Origin of the sequence: Allobosea sp. Root483D1, from assembly GCF_001429505.1 — a bacterium.
Classification (GTDB): Bacteria; Pseudomonadota; Alphaproteobacteria; order Rhizobiales; family Beijerinckiaceae; genus Allobosea.
In genome coordinates, this window is sequence record NZ_LMJW01000002.1 from 23,923 (window position 1) to 41,420 (window position 17,498).

The following is a 17,498-nucleotide window of genomic DNA, read 5'->3' on the forward strand; positions in this document are numbered from 1 at the left end:
CCCGGCAGGCGGATTACAAGCGGATTAAGAGAGCGACAGGTACGCCAGGCCGCCGAGCGCCGACGACCAGGCGCGGCCAGGCGGATGCCAATGGGGCAGGCGTGGAGGCTGCACATCGACATCGGTCAACGTGGACGGACACGGCCTTCACAAAGGACGCCCTTTAACGCCCCGTTATCCTTGACGGGCTAGCCTCCGTACAGGTTGGAGCGGCCTGTCGCTGCTCCGCCTCTGCGTCGGGTTGAGTAGCGGTCGTGCGTATCCTGCGGTCCCTGAGCTTCGGCATCGGCCTGGCGGCGCTGAGCCTCGCTGCCGGCTTTGCCGCGCCGGCAATAGCCGCCACCGCGACCTTGCGTGGCGAAGCCATGCGCGCCGGCTTCGGCCGCCTGTCCTTCACCTTCGACGAGGCGGTGACGACGCGGGTGCGTGTCGCCAACGGCGTCGTCGTGATCGGCTTCAGCCAACCGGTGAAGCTCGACCTGGGCCGGCTCGCCGCCGAGCTGCCGAGCTACATCTCGGTGATCAGGATCGATCCCGACGAACGCGGCCTGCGCCTGGCGCTCGCCCGTCCCTATCGCGCCAACTTGCTCGAAGCGGGCGACAAGGCGTTCATCGACCTTCTGCCGGAGAATTGGACCGGCCAGCTGCCGGGCCTACCGCCCGAGGTCCTCGCCGAACTCACCCAGCGCCTGCGCCTCGCCGAGGCGCGCGCCCGCGACATCGCCCGGGCGCCTGCGCCCGCGCCGAAGACGCTCGGATTCCGCACCGCCCGCCTGCCGACGCTCGACCGGCTGATGTTCTCGGCGCCGCCGGAGGCCCTGCTCACCCCCAGCCTCGACGACGGCAAGCTGACGCTGAACTTCGACCAGCCGCTGGCGGTGACGCCCTCGCAGATCCGCAGCCTGCTGCCGGCCGACTTCACGCTTGAGCAGGCGACGATCGGCGATGACCGGACGCAGCTCGTCTTCAGCGTGCCGAAGGACCGCCAGCTCCGCAGCTTCCGCGACGAGACCGGCTGGACCGTCGACCTGCCCTATCCTGGCGCCGCCACCCCGCTCTCGCTGGCCGACCTCCAGGCCACTCCACCAAGCGGAGACAAGCCGGCGGAGGCCAAGGCGCCCGAGCAGAAGCCTGCTGCCGCAGCGCCGTCCCCTGCCCCGAAGGCTGAAGCGCCGCAGGCCCAGCCCAAGCCGGTTGCAGCCGCCATCGCCAATGCGCCGCCCCGCGATGTCGAAACCGCCTCCGCCGCCGATGGCGATGGCGGCCGCATCGACTTCCGTTTCTCGCGCCCGACCGGCGCTGCCGCCTTCACCGAGCCCGGCCGGGTCACGCTCGTCTTCGATACGCGCGACACGCTCGACCCGGACAAGCTCAAGGGCGTGCTGCCGGCGCTGGTGCAGGACGTCACCGTCACGCGCGAGGCCAAGGTCACCATCGTCAGGCTGAAGACCCGTCGCCAGCAGATCGTGCGGCTCTCCGACGACAACACGCAATGGTCGCTGACCTTCGGCGACAAGGCCGGCAAGCCGGCCGGGGCGCTTACGCCTCGTCGCGACGCCGACGAGCGCGGCCAGACCATCGTCGCCGTGCCGGTGTCCGGCCTGACCGGCGTGCATTGGCTGGAGAACAGCGAAGGCGGCCCGAGCCTGGCGGTCGCGACCGTGCTGGGGCCGACGCGAGCCGTCGCCAAACCCTATCGCTTCATCGAGTTCGGCTTGCCGCAAAGCGCCCATGGCGTCGTCGTCAGCGCCGTCGCGGACGATCTCGCCGTACGCGCCGACACCGACGAGGTCCGGATCGGCCGCCAGAACGGCCTGATCGTCAGCCTCGATGCCGAAAAGCCGCGCGAGGCGGAAAAGAACGCCCAGGCCCCCGCGCGGCCGCTGCTCGACAGCGAAGCCTGGTCCGCTCTGCACACTGCCGATATCCGCGACCGTACAGCGAGCCTGCTGCGCGAGGTCGCCGGCGCCTCGCGTGGGCGGAAATCCGAGACCCGGCTGGCGCTGGCCCGCTTCCTAGCCGCCAACGGCATGATGCCGGAAGCGGCCGGGCCGCTGAATGCACTGCTGGCCGACGATGCCGCGATGCGTGGCAACCGCGACGCGCTGTTCCTGCGCGGTGTGATCGCCACCCGCATGCAGCGCAGCGCCGAGGCGCTGAAGGCGTTCGACGCCGCGCCGATCCGCGACGAGGCCGAGGCCGGGCTCTGGCGCGCCCTCTCCGAGCAGAGACTCGGGCGCAGCGCCCAGGCGCTCGCCGGCTTCCGCCGGGCCGAGGACATCCTCGACCGCTACCCGGCCGATCTCCAGGCCGAGTTCCGTCCGGCCATGGCGCGTGCCGCGCTCGCCAGCGGCGAGGCGACGGTGGCGGAAAAGCAGATCGGCCTGCTCGCCGAGATGCCCGAGGACCTGATCAATCCCGAGGAGCTGGCGCTGCTACGCGCCAGGCTCGACGATGTCAGCGGCCGGCCGGAGGAGGCGATCAACGGCTACAAGCCGCTCTTCGAGGCGAAGACGCGGCCGATCGCGGCCGAAGCGCAACTGCGCGCCGTCAAGCTCGCCCGTGCCGAGAAGCGCGCGGATTTCTCGCCGGACGAAGCCATAGCCCGGCTGGAAACGGTCTCGGCGATCTGGCGTGGCGGCGAGGTCGAGATCGAGGCCCTGGCCGAGCTCGGCCGCCTCTATGCCGAGCAGCAGCGCTGGCGCGACGCCTTCCAGACGGCGCGGCGCGCCAACGAGATCTTCCCGGAGCATCCGGCGACGCGGCTCCTGCACGACGAGACCGCCCAGCGCTTCGAGGCGCTGTTCAGCGATCCCAATCTGGAGAAGCTGCCGCGGCTCGAAGCCCTGGCGATGTTCTACGATTTCAAGGAATTCCTGCCGATCGGCCGGCGCGGCGACGAGATCACTCGCCTGCTCGCCGACCGGCTGGTCGAGCTCGACCTGCTCGACCAGGCCAGCGAAATCCTGCAATACCAGATGGATCGGCGCCTGACCGGCGCGGCCCGCTCCACCGTCGCGACGCGGCTCGCCATGATCCGGCTGATGAACGGCAAGCCGGCGGAGGCGCTGCAGGCGATCGTCTCGACCCGGCTCGCCGAGTTGCCGGCCGACGTCAAGCGCGCTCGCCTGCTGCTGGAGGCCAAGGGCCTTTCCGATCTCTCGCGCACCGACCAGGCGCTCGACCTGCTGGAGGGCGAGAGCGGCCCGGAGGTCGACCGGCTCAACGCCGACATCCTCTGGAACGGCCGGCGCTGGCGCGAGGCCGGCGAGGCGCTCGAACGCATCCTCGGCGAAAGCTGGCGCGGCCAGACGCCGCTCGGCGACGGCGAGCGCGGCGACGTGATGCGCGCCGCCATCGGCTATGTCATGTCGGACGAAGCGCTCTCGCTCGACCGGCTGCGCACCAAGTTCGCCGCCAAGATGGCGCAGGGTGCCGACGCAAGGCTGTTCGGCTTCGTCACCGGCGCAAGCCGGGCCAGCGTCGCCGACATCCGCGAAGCTGCACGCACGGCCGCCGGCTCCGACACGATGACCGATTTCCTCAAGGAATACCGTAAGCGCTACCCGGCCTATTCCAGCGCCGTGCGGGAGCGACGCAAGGCCGGAGATGCGGACGCCGCCAATTCCGGACCGCAGCCGGGCCAGGGCTGAGCGGTCGCGTCAACTGCCGTAGCTCTTGACCAGCGAGCCGGCGACCAGCCCCCAGCCGTCGACCAGCACGAAGAAGATCAGCTTGAACGGCAGCGCCACCGTTACCGGCGGCAGCATCATCATGCCGACCGACATCAGGATCGAGGCGACCACCAGGTCGATGATCAGGAACGGCACGAACAGCAGGAAGCCGATCTCGAAGGCGCGCCGGAGTTCCGAGATCATGAAAGCCGGAATGAGCACCTGAATCTGGACCTGATCGGGGCGCTCGGGCGGGGGTTCGCGCGACATCTCCATGAACAGCGCCAGGTCCTTCTCGCGCACATGCTTCAGCATGAACTCGCGGAACGGCACGATGCCGCGCTCGAACGCTTCCTGCGGCTGCATCTGGCCGGCGATCACCGGCGCGCCGGCGACGCGATAGGCCTCCTTCAGGGTCGGCGCCATCACGAAGCCGGTCAGGAACAGCGAGAGCCCGATGATCACCGCATTGGGCGGCGCCGTCTGGGTGCCGATCGCCGAGCGCAGCAACGACAGCACCACCACGATGCGGGTGAACGAGGTCACCATGATCAGGATCGACGGCGCCAGCGACAGCACCGTGATCGTGGCGATCACTTGCAACGCCCGCTCGGTGACACCGCCCTGGCCGAGATCGAGCGAGAGCGTCTGGGCCTGCGCGACGGCGGCGATCCCCAGCATGCCGAGCGCCGCGGCGAACCCCGCCAGCCAGCGCAATCTCCGTCCCGTGGGTATCCGCCTGCCCATCATCCGCCCCTGCCCGAATCACGGCTCGGGCTCGCGGGAAAGCTAGAGCAAGGCTCGGAGGCGGGAAGAGGGTTTGCGCCGCTATCCCCCGGCGCCTTCACACCGGAGGAGCGAGCTCAACCCTTCGTCTTGGGATCGCGCCCTAGCAGGCGGGCGAACTCGGCCTCGATCGCGTCGACCGAGAACGGATCGTCCTCAGCCGGCTTGGCGGCCGGCTTCGGCTCGTCGGCAGGCTTGACTTCGGCCGGCTTGGCGTCAGCAGCCTTGGTGTCCGCCGCCTTTGCCTCCTGAGGCTTCGCCTCGGCAGGTTTGGACTCGCTCGGTTTGGGCTCGTTCTTGGCCGGGGCCTCGGCCTTGTCGGCCTTGGCGGTATCCTGCACCTCGTCGAGCACGTCGTCGAAGACCGGCGCGAACTTGGTTGGCTTGCTCGGCTCCGGCGCCTGTTCCTTCGCCGGCTCGGGCTTCTTCTCGTCCGCCTTCACGGGTCCGGCGGCCGGCGGCTTCGGCGGCGCGAAGACCGGCGGGGCGACCAACGGCGCCTCGGATGCGGCCGGACGCGCCGGCGCAGGCTTCAGCCCGAGCGCCATTTCGAGCTCGGCTTCCATGTCGAGCGCCGGGCGCGCGGGAGCCGGCGCTGCCGGCTTGGGGGCGGTCGGAGGCTCGGAAGCGGCCGGCGGAGGCGTGACCACCGGCTTGGGCGCCGGCGGCGCTTCCGGCTCGGTCCGCGGGCCAGCCGAGCCAGGGCGCACGGCCGAGAACGGGCGCTTCAGCGCCTCCTCGAGCTGGCGGGCCATGTCGCCGAGCTCGCTGGCGCTGGCGGCCGGGGCCGGATCGCGCGCCAGCGTGGCGCCGATGCCGACAGCGCTCGCGGCGACAGCCGGCGGAATCGAGGCCGACTGGGGAGCCGGAGCCGGTCGTAGCGGCGGCGGCAGAGTCGGGGGCTGGACGACCGCGCGCGGCGGCGGGGCCGGCGGAGGGGCCGGGCGCGGCGGCGGTACGGGCTCGACCGGCACGGCCAGGGCCGGCACCGGCGAGGGCGGCAGCGGGCGCGGCTCCTCGGCGGCATGCGGGCGCGGCTCGGGCTCGAGCGCCAGCGGCCGCTCGGCCAGGCCTTCGGTCGGCAAGGGCACGGCGACACGCCCGCCGCTGCGCAAGATATTGGTCTCGACCACCACGTCGGAGGCGCCGCCGATCATGACGAGATGCTCGACATTGTCGCGCCGGACCAGGATCAGCTGGCGCTGCCGATCGAGATCGTAGACATCGACCACGCCGAGGCGCGGCTGGCGGGTGCGTCCCCCGCCCTGGCCCTTGAACTTCAAACGGCCGCCGCTCATCCGCCGCAGGAAGAAGCCGAGCAGCGCCACCAGGAGCAGCACCACTGCGAAGGCGATGATCCAGCGCAGGCCGGAAGAAAGTTCGAAGCCAAACAAAGTCTGCAAGGTCTGCCTCATGAAGCGACGCGACAGCCGCTGACCGCTCTTTGTAAGGGCGATCAGGCGGATAGACGGAGCTGGCTATACCATAAGCACCGCCAGTTCGAGAAACATGGTTAGCAGATGGTTAACACCACCGTGCAGATCGCTGTGAATTAACCCGATATTAACCATGCACCCGGCAATAATTTCCCACTTCGGCGCTGGCCGACGGGAGATTGCGGCATGGCGAACAACGGCCTCGGCCTGATGGGAGCGCTGAAGACGCGCATGCATTGGCATCAGGCGCGGCAGAAGCTGCTCGCCGAGAATGTCTCCAATGCCGATACGCCGCGCTTCAAGCCTCATGACCTGCGCGCCCCCTCCCCGGCCGGCGGCGCCATGACGTTGGCGCAGACCTCGCCGATGCATCTCGGCCTTTCCGGCCAGCAAGGCGGCTTCGATCCGCGCGATCCCAAGCGCTTCGAGACCACGCCGAGCAGCAACAGCGTTAATCTCGAGGACGAGATGATGAAGGTTGCGCAGAACCAGTCGGACTACCAGCTCGCCGCCTCGCTCTACAGCAAGAGCCTGGGGCTGATGAAGATCGCAATCGGCAAAGGCCGCTGAGGAGCCGCATCATGGATCTGCTCAAGAGTCTCGCCGTCGCTGCCTCCGGCCTCAAGGGCCAGGCCGGGCGCATGCGCGTCATCGCCGAGAACCTAGCCAATGCCGATTCCTCGCCGGAACGCGCCGGCGTCGACCCTTATCGCCGCAAGATCGTGACCTTCCAGGGCAAGCTCGACCGCGAGCTCGAGGCCCAGGTGGTCGAGCTTGGTCGCGTCAGCCGCGACCGCAGCGATTTCAAGACGAAATACGATCCGGGCCATCCGGCGGCCGACGCCAGCGGCCAGGTCCGCATGCCCAACGTCAACTCGCTGATCGAGTCGATGGACATGCGCGAGGCCCAGCGCAGCTACGAGGCCAATCTCAACGTCATCTCGTCCACGCGCCGGATGATCCAGCGCACCATCGACATCCTGCGCGCCTGACCTCCCACGGCTGAAGCGGAGCCCACCCGATGACCACCTCGAGTTTCGCCGCCGGCGCCTATGCCTCGGTCCAGGGCATGGGCGCGAGCGCCCTACTGAAGAAGCCGGCCTCGGTCGGTGGCCTCGACGGGGCCGGCGCCGGCCTGCCCGACTTCTCGTCCCTCGTCAGCAAGGCACTGGAATCGACCGCGCAGAGCGCCCGCCAGGCGGACATCCAGACCGGCAAGGTCGCCGCCGGCCGCTCCGACGTCGTCGACGTGGTCACGGCCGTCGCCGAGAGCGAGGCCGCGATCGAGACGCTGGTGGCGGTGCGCGACCGGGTCATCGCCGCCTATGAGGAAATCATGCGGATGCCGGTCTGACGCCGCCATCCCGCAAAGCGCACAACGGAATGTGAGCCTATGACCTCCGCAGCCATCCTCGACGTCGCCCGTGACGGCATCGTCGTCTTCCTCAAGGCCGGCGCGCCGCTGATGCTGATCGCGCTCGTGGTCGGTCTCGTCGTCTCGCTGATCCAGGCGCTGACGCAGATCCAGGAACAGACCCTGGTCTATGTCCCGAAGATCATCGCGGTCTTCGCGGCGCTGCTGCTGTTTTTGCCGTTCATGGGCGACGCTCTGGCGGGTTATATGGGCAGGGTCGCCGTCCGAATCGCCACGGGCGAATGAATTCAGCGCCAGCCAGCGCCTCCTACCCACGGAGTCCGGTCGGCGCGCCTTGCTGGCGTGGGAGCCGGGTTCGCCCGATGCAGATCGCCATCCTGCCCGAGCTCAGCGCGCTGTTCGTGCTGGTCTTCGCGCGCGTCGGTACTTTGGTGATGCTGATGCCGGGCCTCGGCGAGCGCCTCATCCTCTCGCGCGGCCGGCTCTCCCTCGCCTTCTTCCTGGCACTCGTGATCCTGCCAATGGCGCGCGGTGCGATCACCATCCCGCAGACTCCGGCAGCGCTGGGCGGGCTCTTGATCAGCGAAATCCTTGTCGGGCTCGTCATCGGCGCCAGCGTGCGCCTGCTTATGGGGGCGCTGCAGACGGCCGGCTTCATCGTCGCCCAGACCATGGGATTGGGCTTCGCCGTCACCGTCGACCCGAGCGGCGGTCTTCAGAATCCCTCGATCGCCAATTTCCTCTCGATGCTCGGCATCACGCTGATCCTGGCGACGGATCTGCACCATCTCGCACTCGCCGCCATCCATGAGAGCTACCGGCTGCTGCCGCCCGGCGGCTTTCCCGAGATCGGCGACGTGATGACCCTCGCGGTCAAGGCGATGGCGCAGGGTTTCTCGCTCGCGGTGCAAATCTCGGCCCCGTTCATCGTCTTCGGCCTGCTGTTCAATCTCGGCCTGGGTGTGCTGGCGCGATTGATGCCGCAGCTCCAGGTCTTCTTCCTTGCGGTCCCCGCCTCGATCCTCGGCGGCATGCTGGTGCTCTTCGCTTCGGTCGGAGTGATGATGGGCGTCTTCCTCGACGATCTCGGCGCCTTCCTGCGCCAATTCATCGGTCTGTAAGGACATAGAGCGATGGCGGGAGACGTCGAGAACGAAGATCGCACAGAAGAACCGACCCAGCGAAAGCTCGACGAAGCCATCGACAAAGGCGACGTCGCGCGCTCGCAGGAGATCGGCACCTTCTTCGTGCTCTGCGGCTTCACTTTGGCGCTAATGGTCGCAGCCGGCAGCTCGGCCCGCGACGCCGCGCTCTCGCTGCGCTCCTTCCTGATGAACGCTCATCAGGTCTCGGACGACGCCGGCGCCCTCTTCCACGTCACCAGCAAGGGCGTGATGACCGGCTTTGCCATCATGGCCCTGCCGCTCGGCTTCATCCTCATCGCCGCGCTCGCCGGCGCGCTGATCCAGCACAAGCCGCTCTGGACCACCGAGCCGATGATGCCGAAATTCGACCGGATCTCGCCGATGGCCGGGGCGAAGCGGATTTTCGGCAAGGAGGCCTGGGTCAATTTCGCCAAGGGCCTCGCCAAGATCGCCCTGGTCGGCGTCGGCGTCTGGATCGTGCTCTGGGGCGAGCGCGACCGCCTGCAGGGCTTCGCCCAGATGGATGTGCACGCCCTGCTGCCGGCCGTGCTCGTCATGACGATCAAGCTGATGGCCAGCGTGCTCGCCATCTTCGCGATCATCGCCATCGGCGATTTCGGCTACCAGCGCTTCACCTGGTACCAGCGCCAGCGCATGACCAAGCAGGAACTCAAGGACGAGTACAAGAACACCGAAGGCAATCCCGAGGTGAAGGCCAAGCTGCGGCAATTGCGCGCCCAGCGCGCCCGCTCGCGCATGATGGCGCAGGTGCCCAAAGCGACGGTGATCATCACCAACCCGACCCACTACGCCATCGCCCTGCAATACGAATCCGGCCAGGGCGCGCCGCTCTGCGTCGCCAAGGGCGTCGATGCGATCGCGCTGAAGATCCGCGAGGTCGCCGGCGAGCACAGCATCCCGATCGTCGAGAACCCGCCTCTGGCCCGCGCGCTCTACGCCACCGTCGACGTCGATGATGAAATTCCTGTCGAACACTATCAGGCGGTGGCGGAAGTGATCGGATACGTCTTGCGCCTGAAGCGCCGGCGCGCCTAACTCGCTGGCTGGGCAGGCATCTCTGCTATATGCCGGCCCTCGACCCCTCCACTGACGGGCGACTGAAGGAAACGGACCCGCTGCAATGAGCGCAAGCACGGCATCGAGCGCGATCGACCGTTCCGACCGGCCCGGCCATGTCGGCATCATCCTGCTGGTCGCGGGCCTTCTGGTCGGCGCCGCGATCGCGCTCGGCTTCATCGCCAATGAATGGGCGCAGCCGCTGATCCTCGGCCTGCTCGCCTTGCTTTCGGTCGTCGGGGTGTTTTGCCTGTTCGCCTTCGCGATCGGGCTGATCCAGTTCGCCGGGCGCTCGGCCCGCAACGACCTGACCAAGGCGATCGTCGACGGGGCCGAGGACGGCGTCGTCGTCACCGAGGGCGAGAACCGCATCGTCTACGCCAACGAGGCCTATCTCGCCTTCGCCGGCGCCCGCAACGCCAGCGAGATCGCTCCGGTCGAGCGCCTGTTCAAGGGCCGCGCCGAGGTCTCCGAGGCGATCTATCGCCTCGCCACCGCCGCCCGCGCCGGCCGCCGCCTCTCGGAGGAGATCAGGCTCGAGCCCGCCCTGAACGAGCGCGGCGCTGTCGGCTGGTACCGGGTGCGCGTCTCGCCGATCACCCGCGCTGGCCGCCCGGCCTGCCTGTGGAGCGTCACCGACGTCACCCCCGAGCGCGAGCGCCAGGAGAACGCCTTCCAGGAGCTCCAGCACGCGATCGACTATCTCGACCACGCGCCGGCCGGTTTTCTCTCGATCGATGCCGACAGCGAGGTGCCCTACCTCAATGCGACGCTGGCCGGCTGGCTCGACTACGATCTCGCCCGCTTCGGCTCCGGCGGGCTGCAGCTCGAGGACATCGCCTCGCCCAACGCCGCCGCGCTGATCCAGGCCATTCGCGGCCAGCCCGGCGATGTCCGCATCGAGGTGCTCGATGTCGACCTGCGCCGTCGCAACGGCCAGTCGCTGCCCGTCAGGCTGCACCACCAGGTCGCCTTCGGCCAGGACGGACGCGCCGGCGCTTCGCGCACGCTGGTGCTCAACCGCGCCGCCGGCGAGGCGGGCGCCGACCGCCACACCGATGCCGAGGCGCGCTTCGCCCGCTTCTTCCACGCGACGCCGATGGCGATCGCGACCGTCGACCGCCACGGCGCGATTCTGCGCTCGAACGCCTCCTTCACGCGCCTGATGCAGGGCGGCGCCCAGCCCGCGACGATCCAGGAGCTCGTCAACGGCAACGGCGCCCTCGCCCAGGCCTTCGAGGCGGCGCTCGCCGGCAAGGGCGAGATCGCGCCGCTAGACCTGACGCTCGCCGGCGAGGAAGGCCGCTCGGCCCGGCTCTATCTCTCGCCGGTGCCCGCCAGCGAGGATACCGATGGCGAGCGCGCCATCGTCTACGCGCTCGAGACCACCGCCGAGCGCAAGCTCAAGGACAATATGGACCAGGCCGGCAAGATGCAGGCTGTCGGCCAGCTCGCCGGCGGCATCGCGCACGACTTCAACAACGTGCTGCAGGTCATCATCAACGCCTCGGAATTCCTGCTCGCCAGCCACAAGCCGACCGATCCGTCCTTCCCGGACATCATGCAGATCAAGCAGAACGCCTACCGGGCGGCCTCGCTGGTCCGGCAATTGCTCGCCTTCTCGCGCCGGCAGACGTTGCGTCCGCAGGTGCTGGCCCTCGGCGATGTGCTCTCCGACCTCTCGCTGATGCTGAAGCGCGTCGTCGCCGACAAGATCGCGCTCGACGTCCGCCAGGGCCGCGATCTCTGGCCGGTCAAGGCCGATCTCGGCCAGCTCGAGCAGGTCGTGGTCAACCTCGCCGTCAACGCCCGCGACGCCATGCAGAGCGGCGGCAAGCTCCAGGTCCGCACCCGCAACGTACCGGCCGCCGAGGTCGGCGAGCTCGGCTATGACAGCCTGCCGGCGGCCGACTATGTCCAGCTCGAGGTCGAGGACAGCGGCACCGGCATCCCACAGGAGCATCTGGAGAAGATCTTCGAGCCCTTCTTCACGACCAAGGAAGTCGGCAAGGGCACGGGCCTCGGCCTCTCCATGGTCTACGGCATCGTCAAGCAGACCGGCGGCTTCGTCTTCTGCGACTCGGTCGTCGGTCGCGGCACCAATTTCCGCATCTTCCTGCCGCGCTATATCCCGACCGAGGAGGACATCGCCGCCGAGGCCGCCGCCAAGGAAGCGCCGAAGAAGGCCGCCGCCGACCATACCGGAGCCGGCGTCATCCTCCTGGTCGAGGACGAGGACGCGGTGCGCGCCCTCAACGCCCGCATGCTGATCTCGCGCGGCTACACGGTCCATGAGGCGGCGTCCGGCGTCGAGGCGCTCGACCTGTTCAAGCAGCACGAGGGCAAGATCGACCTCGTGATCTCCGACGTGGTCATGCCCGAAATGGACGGCCCGACCCTGCTCGGCGAGTTGCGCAAGCGCAACGCGTCCACCAAGGTCGTCTTCGTTTCCGGCTATGCCGAGGAAGCCTTCCGCAAGAACCTGCCGGAGGGCGAGGATTTCCACTTCCTGCCCAAGCCGTTCACGATGAAGCAACTCGTCGAGACGGTGAAGGCGGCGATGGCCTGAAGCAGGCGGGCAACCCGGCAACCGCCAGGATTACGAAGAGTTCATGCTGCGGACAGGCGGCCGCGACGGATGCAGGCTAGAGTGATGTCTCGTCGACAGCGCTGCGCCTGGTGACCGATGAAACGCTACGTGATCATAGCCCTCCTGGTGGCTGTCGCCGCCTTTGCCGCCTATCGCGTGATCAGGCCGCAGGACGGTCCGGAGCAGGCCCATGCCGAGCGCCGCGCCGGCCCGTTGGCGGCGCCGGTCACGACTGTGCTCGCCGGCCGGGCCGATATTCCGGTGACGCGCCGCTCGATCGGCTTTGCCGAGCCGGTCGCCATCGTCGCGGTCAAGTCGCGCCTCGACGGCGTCATCGCCGACCAGCACGTCAAGGAAGGCCAGGAGGTCAAGCAAGGCGACCTGCTCTTCACCCTCGACGATCGTGAGCTCAAGGCGCAGGTCGCCCGCGACGAGGCCAATGTCGAGCGCGACAAGGCGACGGTGGCGCAGAAGCGCGCCGATCTCGCCCGCCAGAAAAGCCTGGTCGACAAGGGCGCCGGCACCCAGCAGGCGCTCGACCAGGCAATCGCCGACGAGGCCGTCGCCAACGCCGCCGTCAAGGCGGACGAGGCGACATTGGCGCTCGACCGCGTCCGGCTCGGCTACACCACCATCACCGCCCCGATCTCCGGCCGGCTCGGCGCCATCACGGCGACGCCGGGCAATGCGGTGCGGGTCAACGATGCCAACAGCAACCTCGTGACGGTGACGCAGCTCGCGCCGATCCGCGTCACCTTCACCCTGCCCGAGCGCGACCTGGCATTGCTGCAGGAGGCAGCAAAGGCGCAGACGCCGGCCAAGGTCACCGCCTTCGCCTCCGGCACGCGCGAGGCGCTCGCCACCGGCGATCTCTCCTTCATCGATTCCGCCGTCGACATCCCCTCCGGCACCGTCAGCGTGAAAGCGCTGTTCACGAACGAGCCGCACCGGCTCTGGCCCGGGCAATATGTCGACGTCGTCGTCCAGCTCGGCATGCTGCCGGGCTCCGTCACCGTGCCCTCGGTCGCCCTGCAGGAGGGCCAGAAGGGCCCGTTCGTCTACGTCGCCAAAGCCGACGACACGGTCGAGGCGAGGCCCGTCAAGGTCGCCTCCAACGAGAACGGCGTCGCCGCGCTCACCTCCGGGCTGTCGCAGGACGAGAAGGTCGTGACGGAAGGGCAGTCGCGGCTGGCGCCGGGCGCCCGGATCAGGCTGACGGCCCCGCAAACCACCAAGCCGTGAGGGCGCGTCATGTCGGTCTCGGCCTTCTGCATCCGCCATCCGGTCGCGACGATCCTGATGTCGTGCGCGCTCATCCTCGGCGGTCTCTTCGCCTGGCGCTCTCTTCCGGTCGCGGCGCTGCCACGAGCTGAATTCCCGGTCGTCAACGTCTCCGCGCAATTGCCCGGCGCTTCGCCCGAGATCATGGCAACCTCGGTGGCGACGCCGCTGATCAAGCAGTTCGCCACCATCGCCGGCATCGACTCGATCGCGACCACCAACGCGCTCGGCAACACCTCGATCGCGATCCAGTTCGCGCTTGATCGTGACATCGACGCAGCCGCGGCCGACGTCCAGGCCGCGATCGCCCGCACCCAGCGGCAGCTCCCGGTCGACATGACGACGCCGCCGAGCTACCGCAAATTCAACCCCGCCGACGCGCCGATCCTGCTGCTGGCGCTGAAGAGCGAGGTCACGCCGCTCTCCAAGATCGACGCCTTCGTCCAGCAGGTGCTTTCGCCGACGCTCTCCACCGTCGAGGGCGTGGCGCAGGTCCAGATCTTCGGCAGCCAGAAATACGCGGTGCGCATCCAGGTCGACCCGACCGCGCTGGCCGCCCGCGGCATCGGCATCAACGAATTGCAGCTGGCGATCACCGCCGCCAACGTCAACACGCCAGTCGGCACGATGCAGTCCGGCCCGCAGCAATTGACGATCGAAGCCGAGACGCAGCTCGCCAACGCCGCGCACTTTGCCGACATCATTATCGCCACCCGCGATGGCCGCCCGGTCCGGCTCGGCGACGTCGCCAAGGTGATCGACTCGGTCGAGAACCTCCAGCTCGCCAGCTGGTATGACGGCTCGCGCGCGCTCGTCGTCGCGGTCTTCCGCCAGCCCGACGCCAACACGGTCGAGGTCGTCGACCGCGTCAAGACGGCGATCGGCCAGATGCAGTCGCTGCTGCCGCCGGCGACCACGCTCGGCCTGCTCAACGACCGCTCGGCCTCGATCCGTCAGGCGGTCGAGGACGTCCAGTTCACCCTCGGGCTGACGATCGTCCTGGTCGTCGCGGTGATCTTCCTGTTCCTGCGCCGCTTCACCGCGACGCTGATCCCGGCGGTGGCGGTGCCGATCTCGCTGATCGCGACGCTGGGGGCGATGTATCTGTTCGACTTCTCGATCGACAACATCTCGCTGCTCGGCCTGACGCTGGCCGTCGGCCTCGTCGTCGACGATGCGATCGTGATGCTCGAGAACATCGTCCGCCATATGGAGGAGGACGGGCTCTCGGCCTTCGACGCCGCGCTGAAGGGATCGAGCGAGATCGGCTTCACCATCATCTCGATCTCGCTCTCGCTGGTCGCGGTCTTCATTCCCGTGCTGCTGATGGGCGGCGTCATCGGGCGCGTCTTCAACGAGTTCGCGGTGGTCGTCACGGTCGCGATCCTGGCCTCGGCCTTCGTCTCGCTGACACTGACGCCGATGATGTGCGCGCGGCTCGGCGCGAGCGCGGCGGGCCATGCGGAACCTGGGAAGAAAGACCGGCTCGCCTTCCTCGAACGCGGCTTCGATGCCGTGCTCGGGGCCTATCGCGCCGGCCTCGATCTCAGCCTGAAATACCGCCGCACCGTGCTGATGATCTTCCTCGCCAGCGTCGCCGCCAGCGCCTGGCTGGTGGTGACCATCCCCAAGGGCTTCTTCCCGCAGGAGGATATCGGCCAGCTCCAGGTCGCGACAGAGGCACGCCAGGACATCTCCTTCGACGCGATGTCGGCCCTGCAACAGAAGGTCGAGGAGGTCTTCCGGCGCTCGCCCTATGTCGCCCACGTCGCCTCGACCATCGGCTCCGGCGGCCAGTCGAGCAGCCTCAATGCCGGACGGCTGTTCGTCGAGCTCAAGCCGAAGGCGCAGCGCCCACCCTTGCAGCAGATGCTCGCGGAGCTGCGCCGTGAGCTCGCCGCCATTCCCGGCATCGCGACCTACATGTCGCCGGTGCAGAATCTCAACATCGGCGCGCGGTCCTCGAAGAGCCAGTACCAGTTCGTGATGCAGTCGATCGACCAGGCAGCGCTGTCCGACTGGTCCGGCAAGATGCTGGAGGCGCTGCAGCACGATCCGCTCTTCGTCGACGTCACCACCGATCTGCAGAACAAGGCCCTGCTCGCCAATCTCGTCATCGACCGGGCCAAGGCGCAGTCGATGGGCATCAGCGCCGACGTGCTGCGCTCCAGTCTCTATTCCGGCTTCGGCGTGCGCCAGATCTCGACGATCTACACCACCAGCGACAGCTATCAGGTGATCATCGAGTTCAATCCCGACATCGCATGGTCGAACGACAGGCTCGATCAGGTCCGCTTCCGCTCCTCTTCGGGCGCGCTCGTCCCGCTCGGTTCCTTCGCCCGGATCGAGCGCAAGGCCGGCCCGCTCACCGTCAACCAGCTTGGCCAGCTCCCGGCCGTCACCCTCTCCTTCAACTTGCCCGCCAGCCGCGCGCTCGGCGAGGCCGTCCAGCGCATCGACACGATCAAGGCCGAGCTCGGCCTGCCCGCCCAGATCGGCACCAGCTTCGCCGGCGTCGCCAAGACCTTCGAGCAGTCGCTCGGCAACCAGGGGCTGCTGATCGCCGGCGCGGTACTGACGATCTACATCGTGCTCGGCATCCTCTACGAGAGCTTCATCCACCCGCTGACCATCCTGACCGGCCTGCCGGCGGCGGCGCTCGGCGCGCTCCTCACGCTGAAGCTCTTCGGCCTCGATCTCTCGGTCATCGCCGTGATCGGGCTCCTGATGCTGATCGGCATCGTCAAGAAGAACGCGATCATGATGATCGACGTCGCGCTCGAATTGCAGCGCGCCGGCGAACCGCCGGAAACTGCGATCCGCGAAGCGTGCCTCCGTCGCTTCCGTCCGATCATCATGACGACGCTGGCCGCAATCCTCGGCGCGCTGCCGATCGCGATCGGCGCCGGCGCGAGCGCGGAGCTCCGTCAGCCGCTCGGCCTCGCCGTGGTCGGCGGGCTGATCGTCTCGCAGGTGCTGACCTTGTTCATCACCCCGGTGATCTTCCTCTTCATGGAAGGGCTCTCGCGCCGGCTCGGCGGCAGCAGGTCGGCCACGCCCGCTCCGGCGGAAACACGCCACGCGGCAGGGTGATCAGACCCGGCTCGGCATGGGCAGTTTGCCACCGGCGCTTTGCGAGATTTGCTGTCCCCTCCGGCGCAGCTTCGGCGGAGTTTGATCCGGCGGGCCTCTCGACAGCCTGCGACAACGAAGGGGACCCGTGCATGACGGAGATGCCAAAAGGCCGGGACGCGCCGCAGGACGAGCCCGCCCTCGATTTCGCTGGTGTGACGCTCTCGCCGCAGAAGGAGCTCGTTCGCGTCTTCTACAAGGAGATGTGGGACCACGCCGACAAGTCGCTGATCCCGCGGATCTTCCACGAGGACTTCACCTTCCGCGGCTCGCTCGGTCCGGTCCTGCACGGCCACCGCGAGTTCGCGGGTTATGTCGACTGGGTCACCGGCTCGCTCGGCGACTACACCTCCGACATCCTGGCACTGGTCGAGGAAGGCAACCGCGTCTTCGGCCGCTTGCGTTTCCACGGCTTCCATCGCCGCGAGATGTTCGGGGTGCCGCCGAGCGGCCGCCATGTCTGGTGGCATGGCGCGCCGGCCTTCAGCTTCGAGGACGGGCTCGTGCGCGACCTCTTCGTGCTCGGCGACATCCATGGCCTGATCGGGCGCCTGAAACAGGGCTGAACCTCCCTGCCCTATCCGGCGAAGGTCACGCCCGCCTCCCGCGATTCCAATCGGATCAGGCGGCAATCCTTCACAGCCGCCTGTCGATGTATCATCGCCTCGCGATAGATCGGGTCGCGCAACATGGCGGCGAAGGCCTCGACGCTGGGATATTCGGCGATGAAGCAGATGTCCCAGCGCTCGCCCCGCGGGCCGATCAGCATCTGCTCGAAGCCGCCGCGCCAGAGGATGCGCCCGCCGAGCCGCGTCAGCACCGGCGCGCTGATCCGGCCATAAGCCGCGAAGGCCTCGCGGCCGCCGCCATGCGGCCCGTCCGGATACTGCGCCTCGCCGTTGAGCCGGATCAGATTCAGCATCTGCACCGGGCCCGGCCTGTCGTCGGCGCGGAAGGCAGCGAAAGCCTCGCGGCTGAAGCTCGCATGATCGCTCATCTCCG

14 protein-coding genes are annotated in these 17,498 nt (G+C 68.4%); 11 read left to right on the forward strand and 3 right to left on the reverse strand.

The window, feature by feature from the left end; translation table 11 throughout:
* Positions 1–254 precede the first annotated feature (254 nt).
* Entirely contained in the window at positions 255–3,653 is a 3,399-nt protein-coding gene (locus tag ASE66_RS06190; RefSeq protein WP_057188748.1) for a hypothetical protein, read from the forward strand.
* Positions 3,654–3,662: 9 nt separating this feature from the next.
* Here ASE66_RS06190 and fliP read toward each other — a convergent pair whose 3' ends face one another.
* Together fliP and ASE66_RS06200 are read right to left on the reverse strand one after the other, a co-directional pair.
* Positions 3,663–4,424 carry a flagellar type III secretion system pore protein FliP gene (gene fliP / locus ASE66_RS06195; protein WP_200964560.1) on the reverse strand — a complete coding sequence of 254 codons (762 nt, stop codon included), beginning with the start codon at positions 4,422–4,424 and terminating at the stop codon, positions 3,663–3,665.
* 113 nt (positions 4,425–4,537) lie between these two features.
* Positions 4,538–5,863: a hypothetical protein gene (locus ASE66_RS06200; RefSeq protein WP_057188750.1), complete on the reverse strand. Its 1,326-nt coding sequence runs from the start codon at positions 5,861–5,863 to the stop codon at positions 4,538–4,540.
* A 219-nt stretch (positions 5,864–6,082) separates the two neighbouring features.
* On the opposite strand from ASE66_RS06200, the gene flgB reads away from it, so the two are divergent.
* The 10 genes from flgB to ASE66_RS06250 all read left to right on the forward strand — a co-directional run bounded on the left by flgB (position 6,083) and on the right by ASE66_RS06250 (position 17,062).
* Positions 6,083–6,466, forward strand: a complete 384-nt coding sequence (gene flgB, locus ASE66_RS06205) for a flagellar basal body rod protein FlgB (protein WP_057188751.1) — start codon at positions 6,083–6,085, stop codon at positions 6,464–6,466.
* An 11-nt stretch (positions 6,467–6,477) separates the two neighbouring features.
* Entirely contained in the window at positions 6,478–6,888 is a 411-nt protein-coding gene (gene flgC / locus ASE66_RS06210; RefSeq protein WP_057188752.1) for a flagellar basal body rod protein FlgC, read from the forward strand.
* 29 nt (positions 6,889–6,917) lie between these two features.
* Complete coding sequence (locus tag ASE66_RS06215; protein ID WP_057188753.1) at positions 6,918–7,250, forward strand: flagellar hook-basal body complex protein FliE; 333 nt, start codon at positions 6,918–6,920, stop codon at positions 7,248–7,250.
* Between the two features lie 39 nt (positions 7,251–7,289).
* Positions 7,290–7,556 carry a flagellar biosynthesis protein FliQ gene (gene fliQ, locus ASE66_RS06220; RefSeq protein WP_057188754.1) on the forward strand — a complete coding sequence of 89 codons (267 nt, stop codon included), beginning with the start codon at positions 7,290–7,292 and terminating at the stop codon, positions 7,554–7,556.
* A gap of 77 nt (positions 7,557–7,633) precedes the next feature.
* Positions 7,634–8,392: a flagellar biosynthetic protein FliR gene (fliR, locus tag ASE66_RS06225; RefSeq protein ID WP_057188755.1), complete on the forward strand. Its 759-nt coding sequence runs from the start codon at positions 7,634–7,636 to the stop codon at positions 8,390–8,392.
* Between the two features lie 12 nt (positions 8,393–8,404).
* Entirely contained in the window at positions 8,405–9,472 is a 1,068-nt protein-coding gene (flhB, locus tag ASE66_RS06230) for a flagellar biosynthesis protein FlhB (RefSeq protein ID WP_057188756.1), read from the forward strand.
* A gap of 85 nt (positions 9,473–9,557) precedes the next feature.
* On the forward strand, positions 9,558–12,062 hold the full coding sequence (gene cckA, locus ASE66_RS06235) for a cell cycle histidine kinase CckA (protein ID WP_057188757.1): 2,505 nt from the start codon (positions 9,558–9,560) through the stop codon (positions 12,060–12,062).
* A gap of 129 nt (positions 12,063–12,191) precedes the next feature.
* Positions 12,192–13,325, forward strand: coding sequence for an efflux RND transporter periplasmic adaptor subunit (locus ASE66_RS06240; RefSeq protein ID WP_162262453.1), 1,134 nt, complete (start codon positions 12,192–12,194; stop codon positions 13,323–13,325).
* A 9-nt stretch (positions 13,326–13,334) separates the two neighbouring features.
* Positions 13,335–16,457: an efflux RND transporter permease subunit gene (locus tag ASE66_RS06245; protein WP_057188759.1), complete on the forward strand. Its 3,123-nt coding sequence runs from the start codon at positions 13,335–13,337 to the stop codon at positions 16,455–16,457.
* A gap of 131 nt (positions 16,458–16,588) precedes the next feature.
* Entirely contained in the window at positions 16,589–17,062 is a 474-nt protein-coding gene (locus ASE66_RS06250; protein WP_244494815.1) for an ester cyclase, read from the forward strand.
* Between the two features lie 11 nt (positions 17,063–17,073).
* On the opposite strand, the gene ASE66_RS06255 is transcribed toward ASE66_RS06250, so the two are convergent.
* Positions 17,074–17,493, reverse strand: a complete 420-nt coding sequence (locus ASE66_RS06255) for a DUF1330 domain-containing protein (protein ID WP_057188760.1) — start codon at positions 17,491–17,493, stop codon at positions 17,074–17,076.
* Between the last annotated feature and the right edge of the window lie 5 nt (positions 17,494–17,498).

Bases quoted from the DNA above. Each gene is read 5' to 3' on its own strand.
- fliR (WP_057188755.1), top strand. From the start codon at position 7,634: ATGCAGATCGCCATCCTGCCCGAGCTCAGCGCGCTGTTCGTGCTGGTC.
- flgB (WP_057188751.1), top strand. From the start codon at position 6,083: ATGGCGAACAACGGCCTCGGCCTGATGGGAGCGCTGAAGACGCGCATG.
- fliP (WP_200964560.1), bottom strand. From the start codon at position 4,424: ATGATGGGCAGGCGGATACCCACGGGACGGAGATTGCGCTGGCTGGCG.
- ASE66_RS06245 (WP_057188759.1), top strand. From the start codon at position 13,335: ATGTCGGTCTCGGCCTTCTGCATCCGCCATCCGGTCGCGACGATCCTG.
- ASE66_RS06250 (WP_244494815.1), top strand. From the start codon at position 16,589: ATGACGGAGATGCCAAAAGGCCGGGACGCGCCGCAGGACGAGCCCGCC.
- cckA (WP_057188757.1), top strand. From the start codon at position 9,558: ATGAGCGCAAGCACGGCATCGAGCGCGATCGACCGTTCCGACCGGCCC.
- ASE66_RS06255 (WP_057188760.1), bottom strand. From the start codon at position 17,493: ATGAGCGATCATGCGAGCTTCAGCCGCGAGGCTTTCGCTGCCTTCCGC.
- flhB (WP_057188756.1), top strand. From the start codon at position 8,405: ATGGCGGGAGACGTCGAGAACGAAGATCGCACAGAAGAACCGACCCAG.
- ASE66_RS06215 (WP_057188753.1), top strand. From the start codon at position 6,918: ATGACCACCTCGAGTTTCGCCGCCGGCGCCTATGCCTCGGTCCAGGGC.
- fliQ (WP_057188754.1), top strand. From the start codon at position 7,290: ATGACCTCCGCAGCCATCCTCGACGTCGCCCGTGACGGCATCGTCGTC.
- flgC (WP_057188752.1), top strand. From the start codon at position 6,478: ATGGATCTGCTCAAGAGTCTCGCCGTCGCTGCCTCCGGCCTCAAGGGC.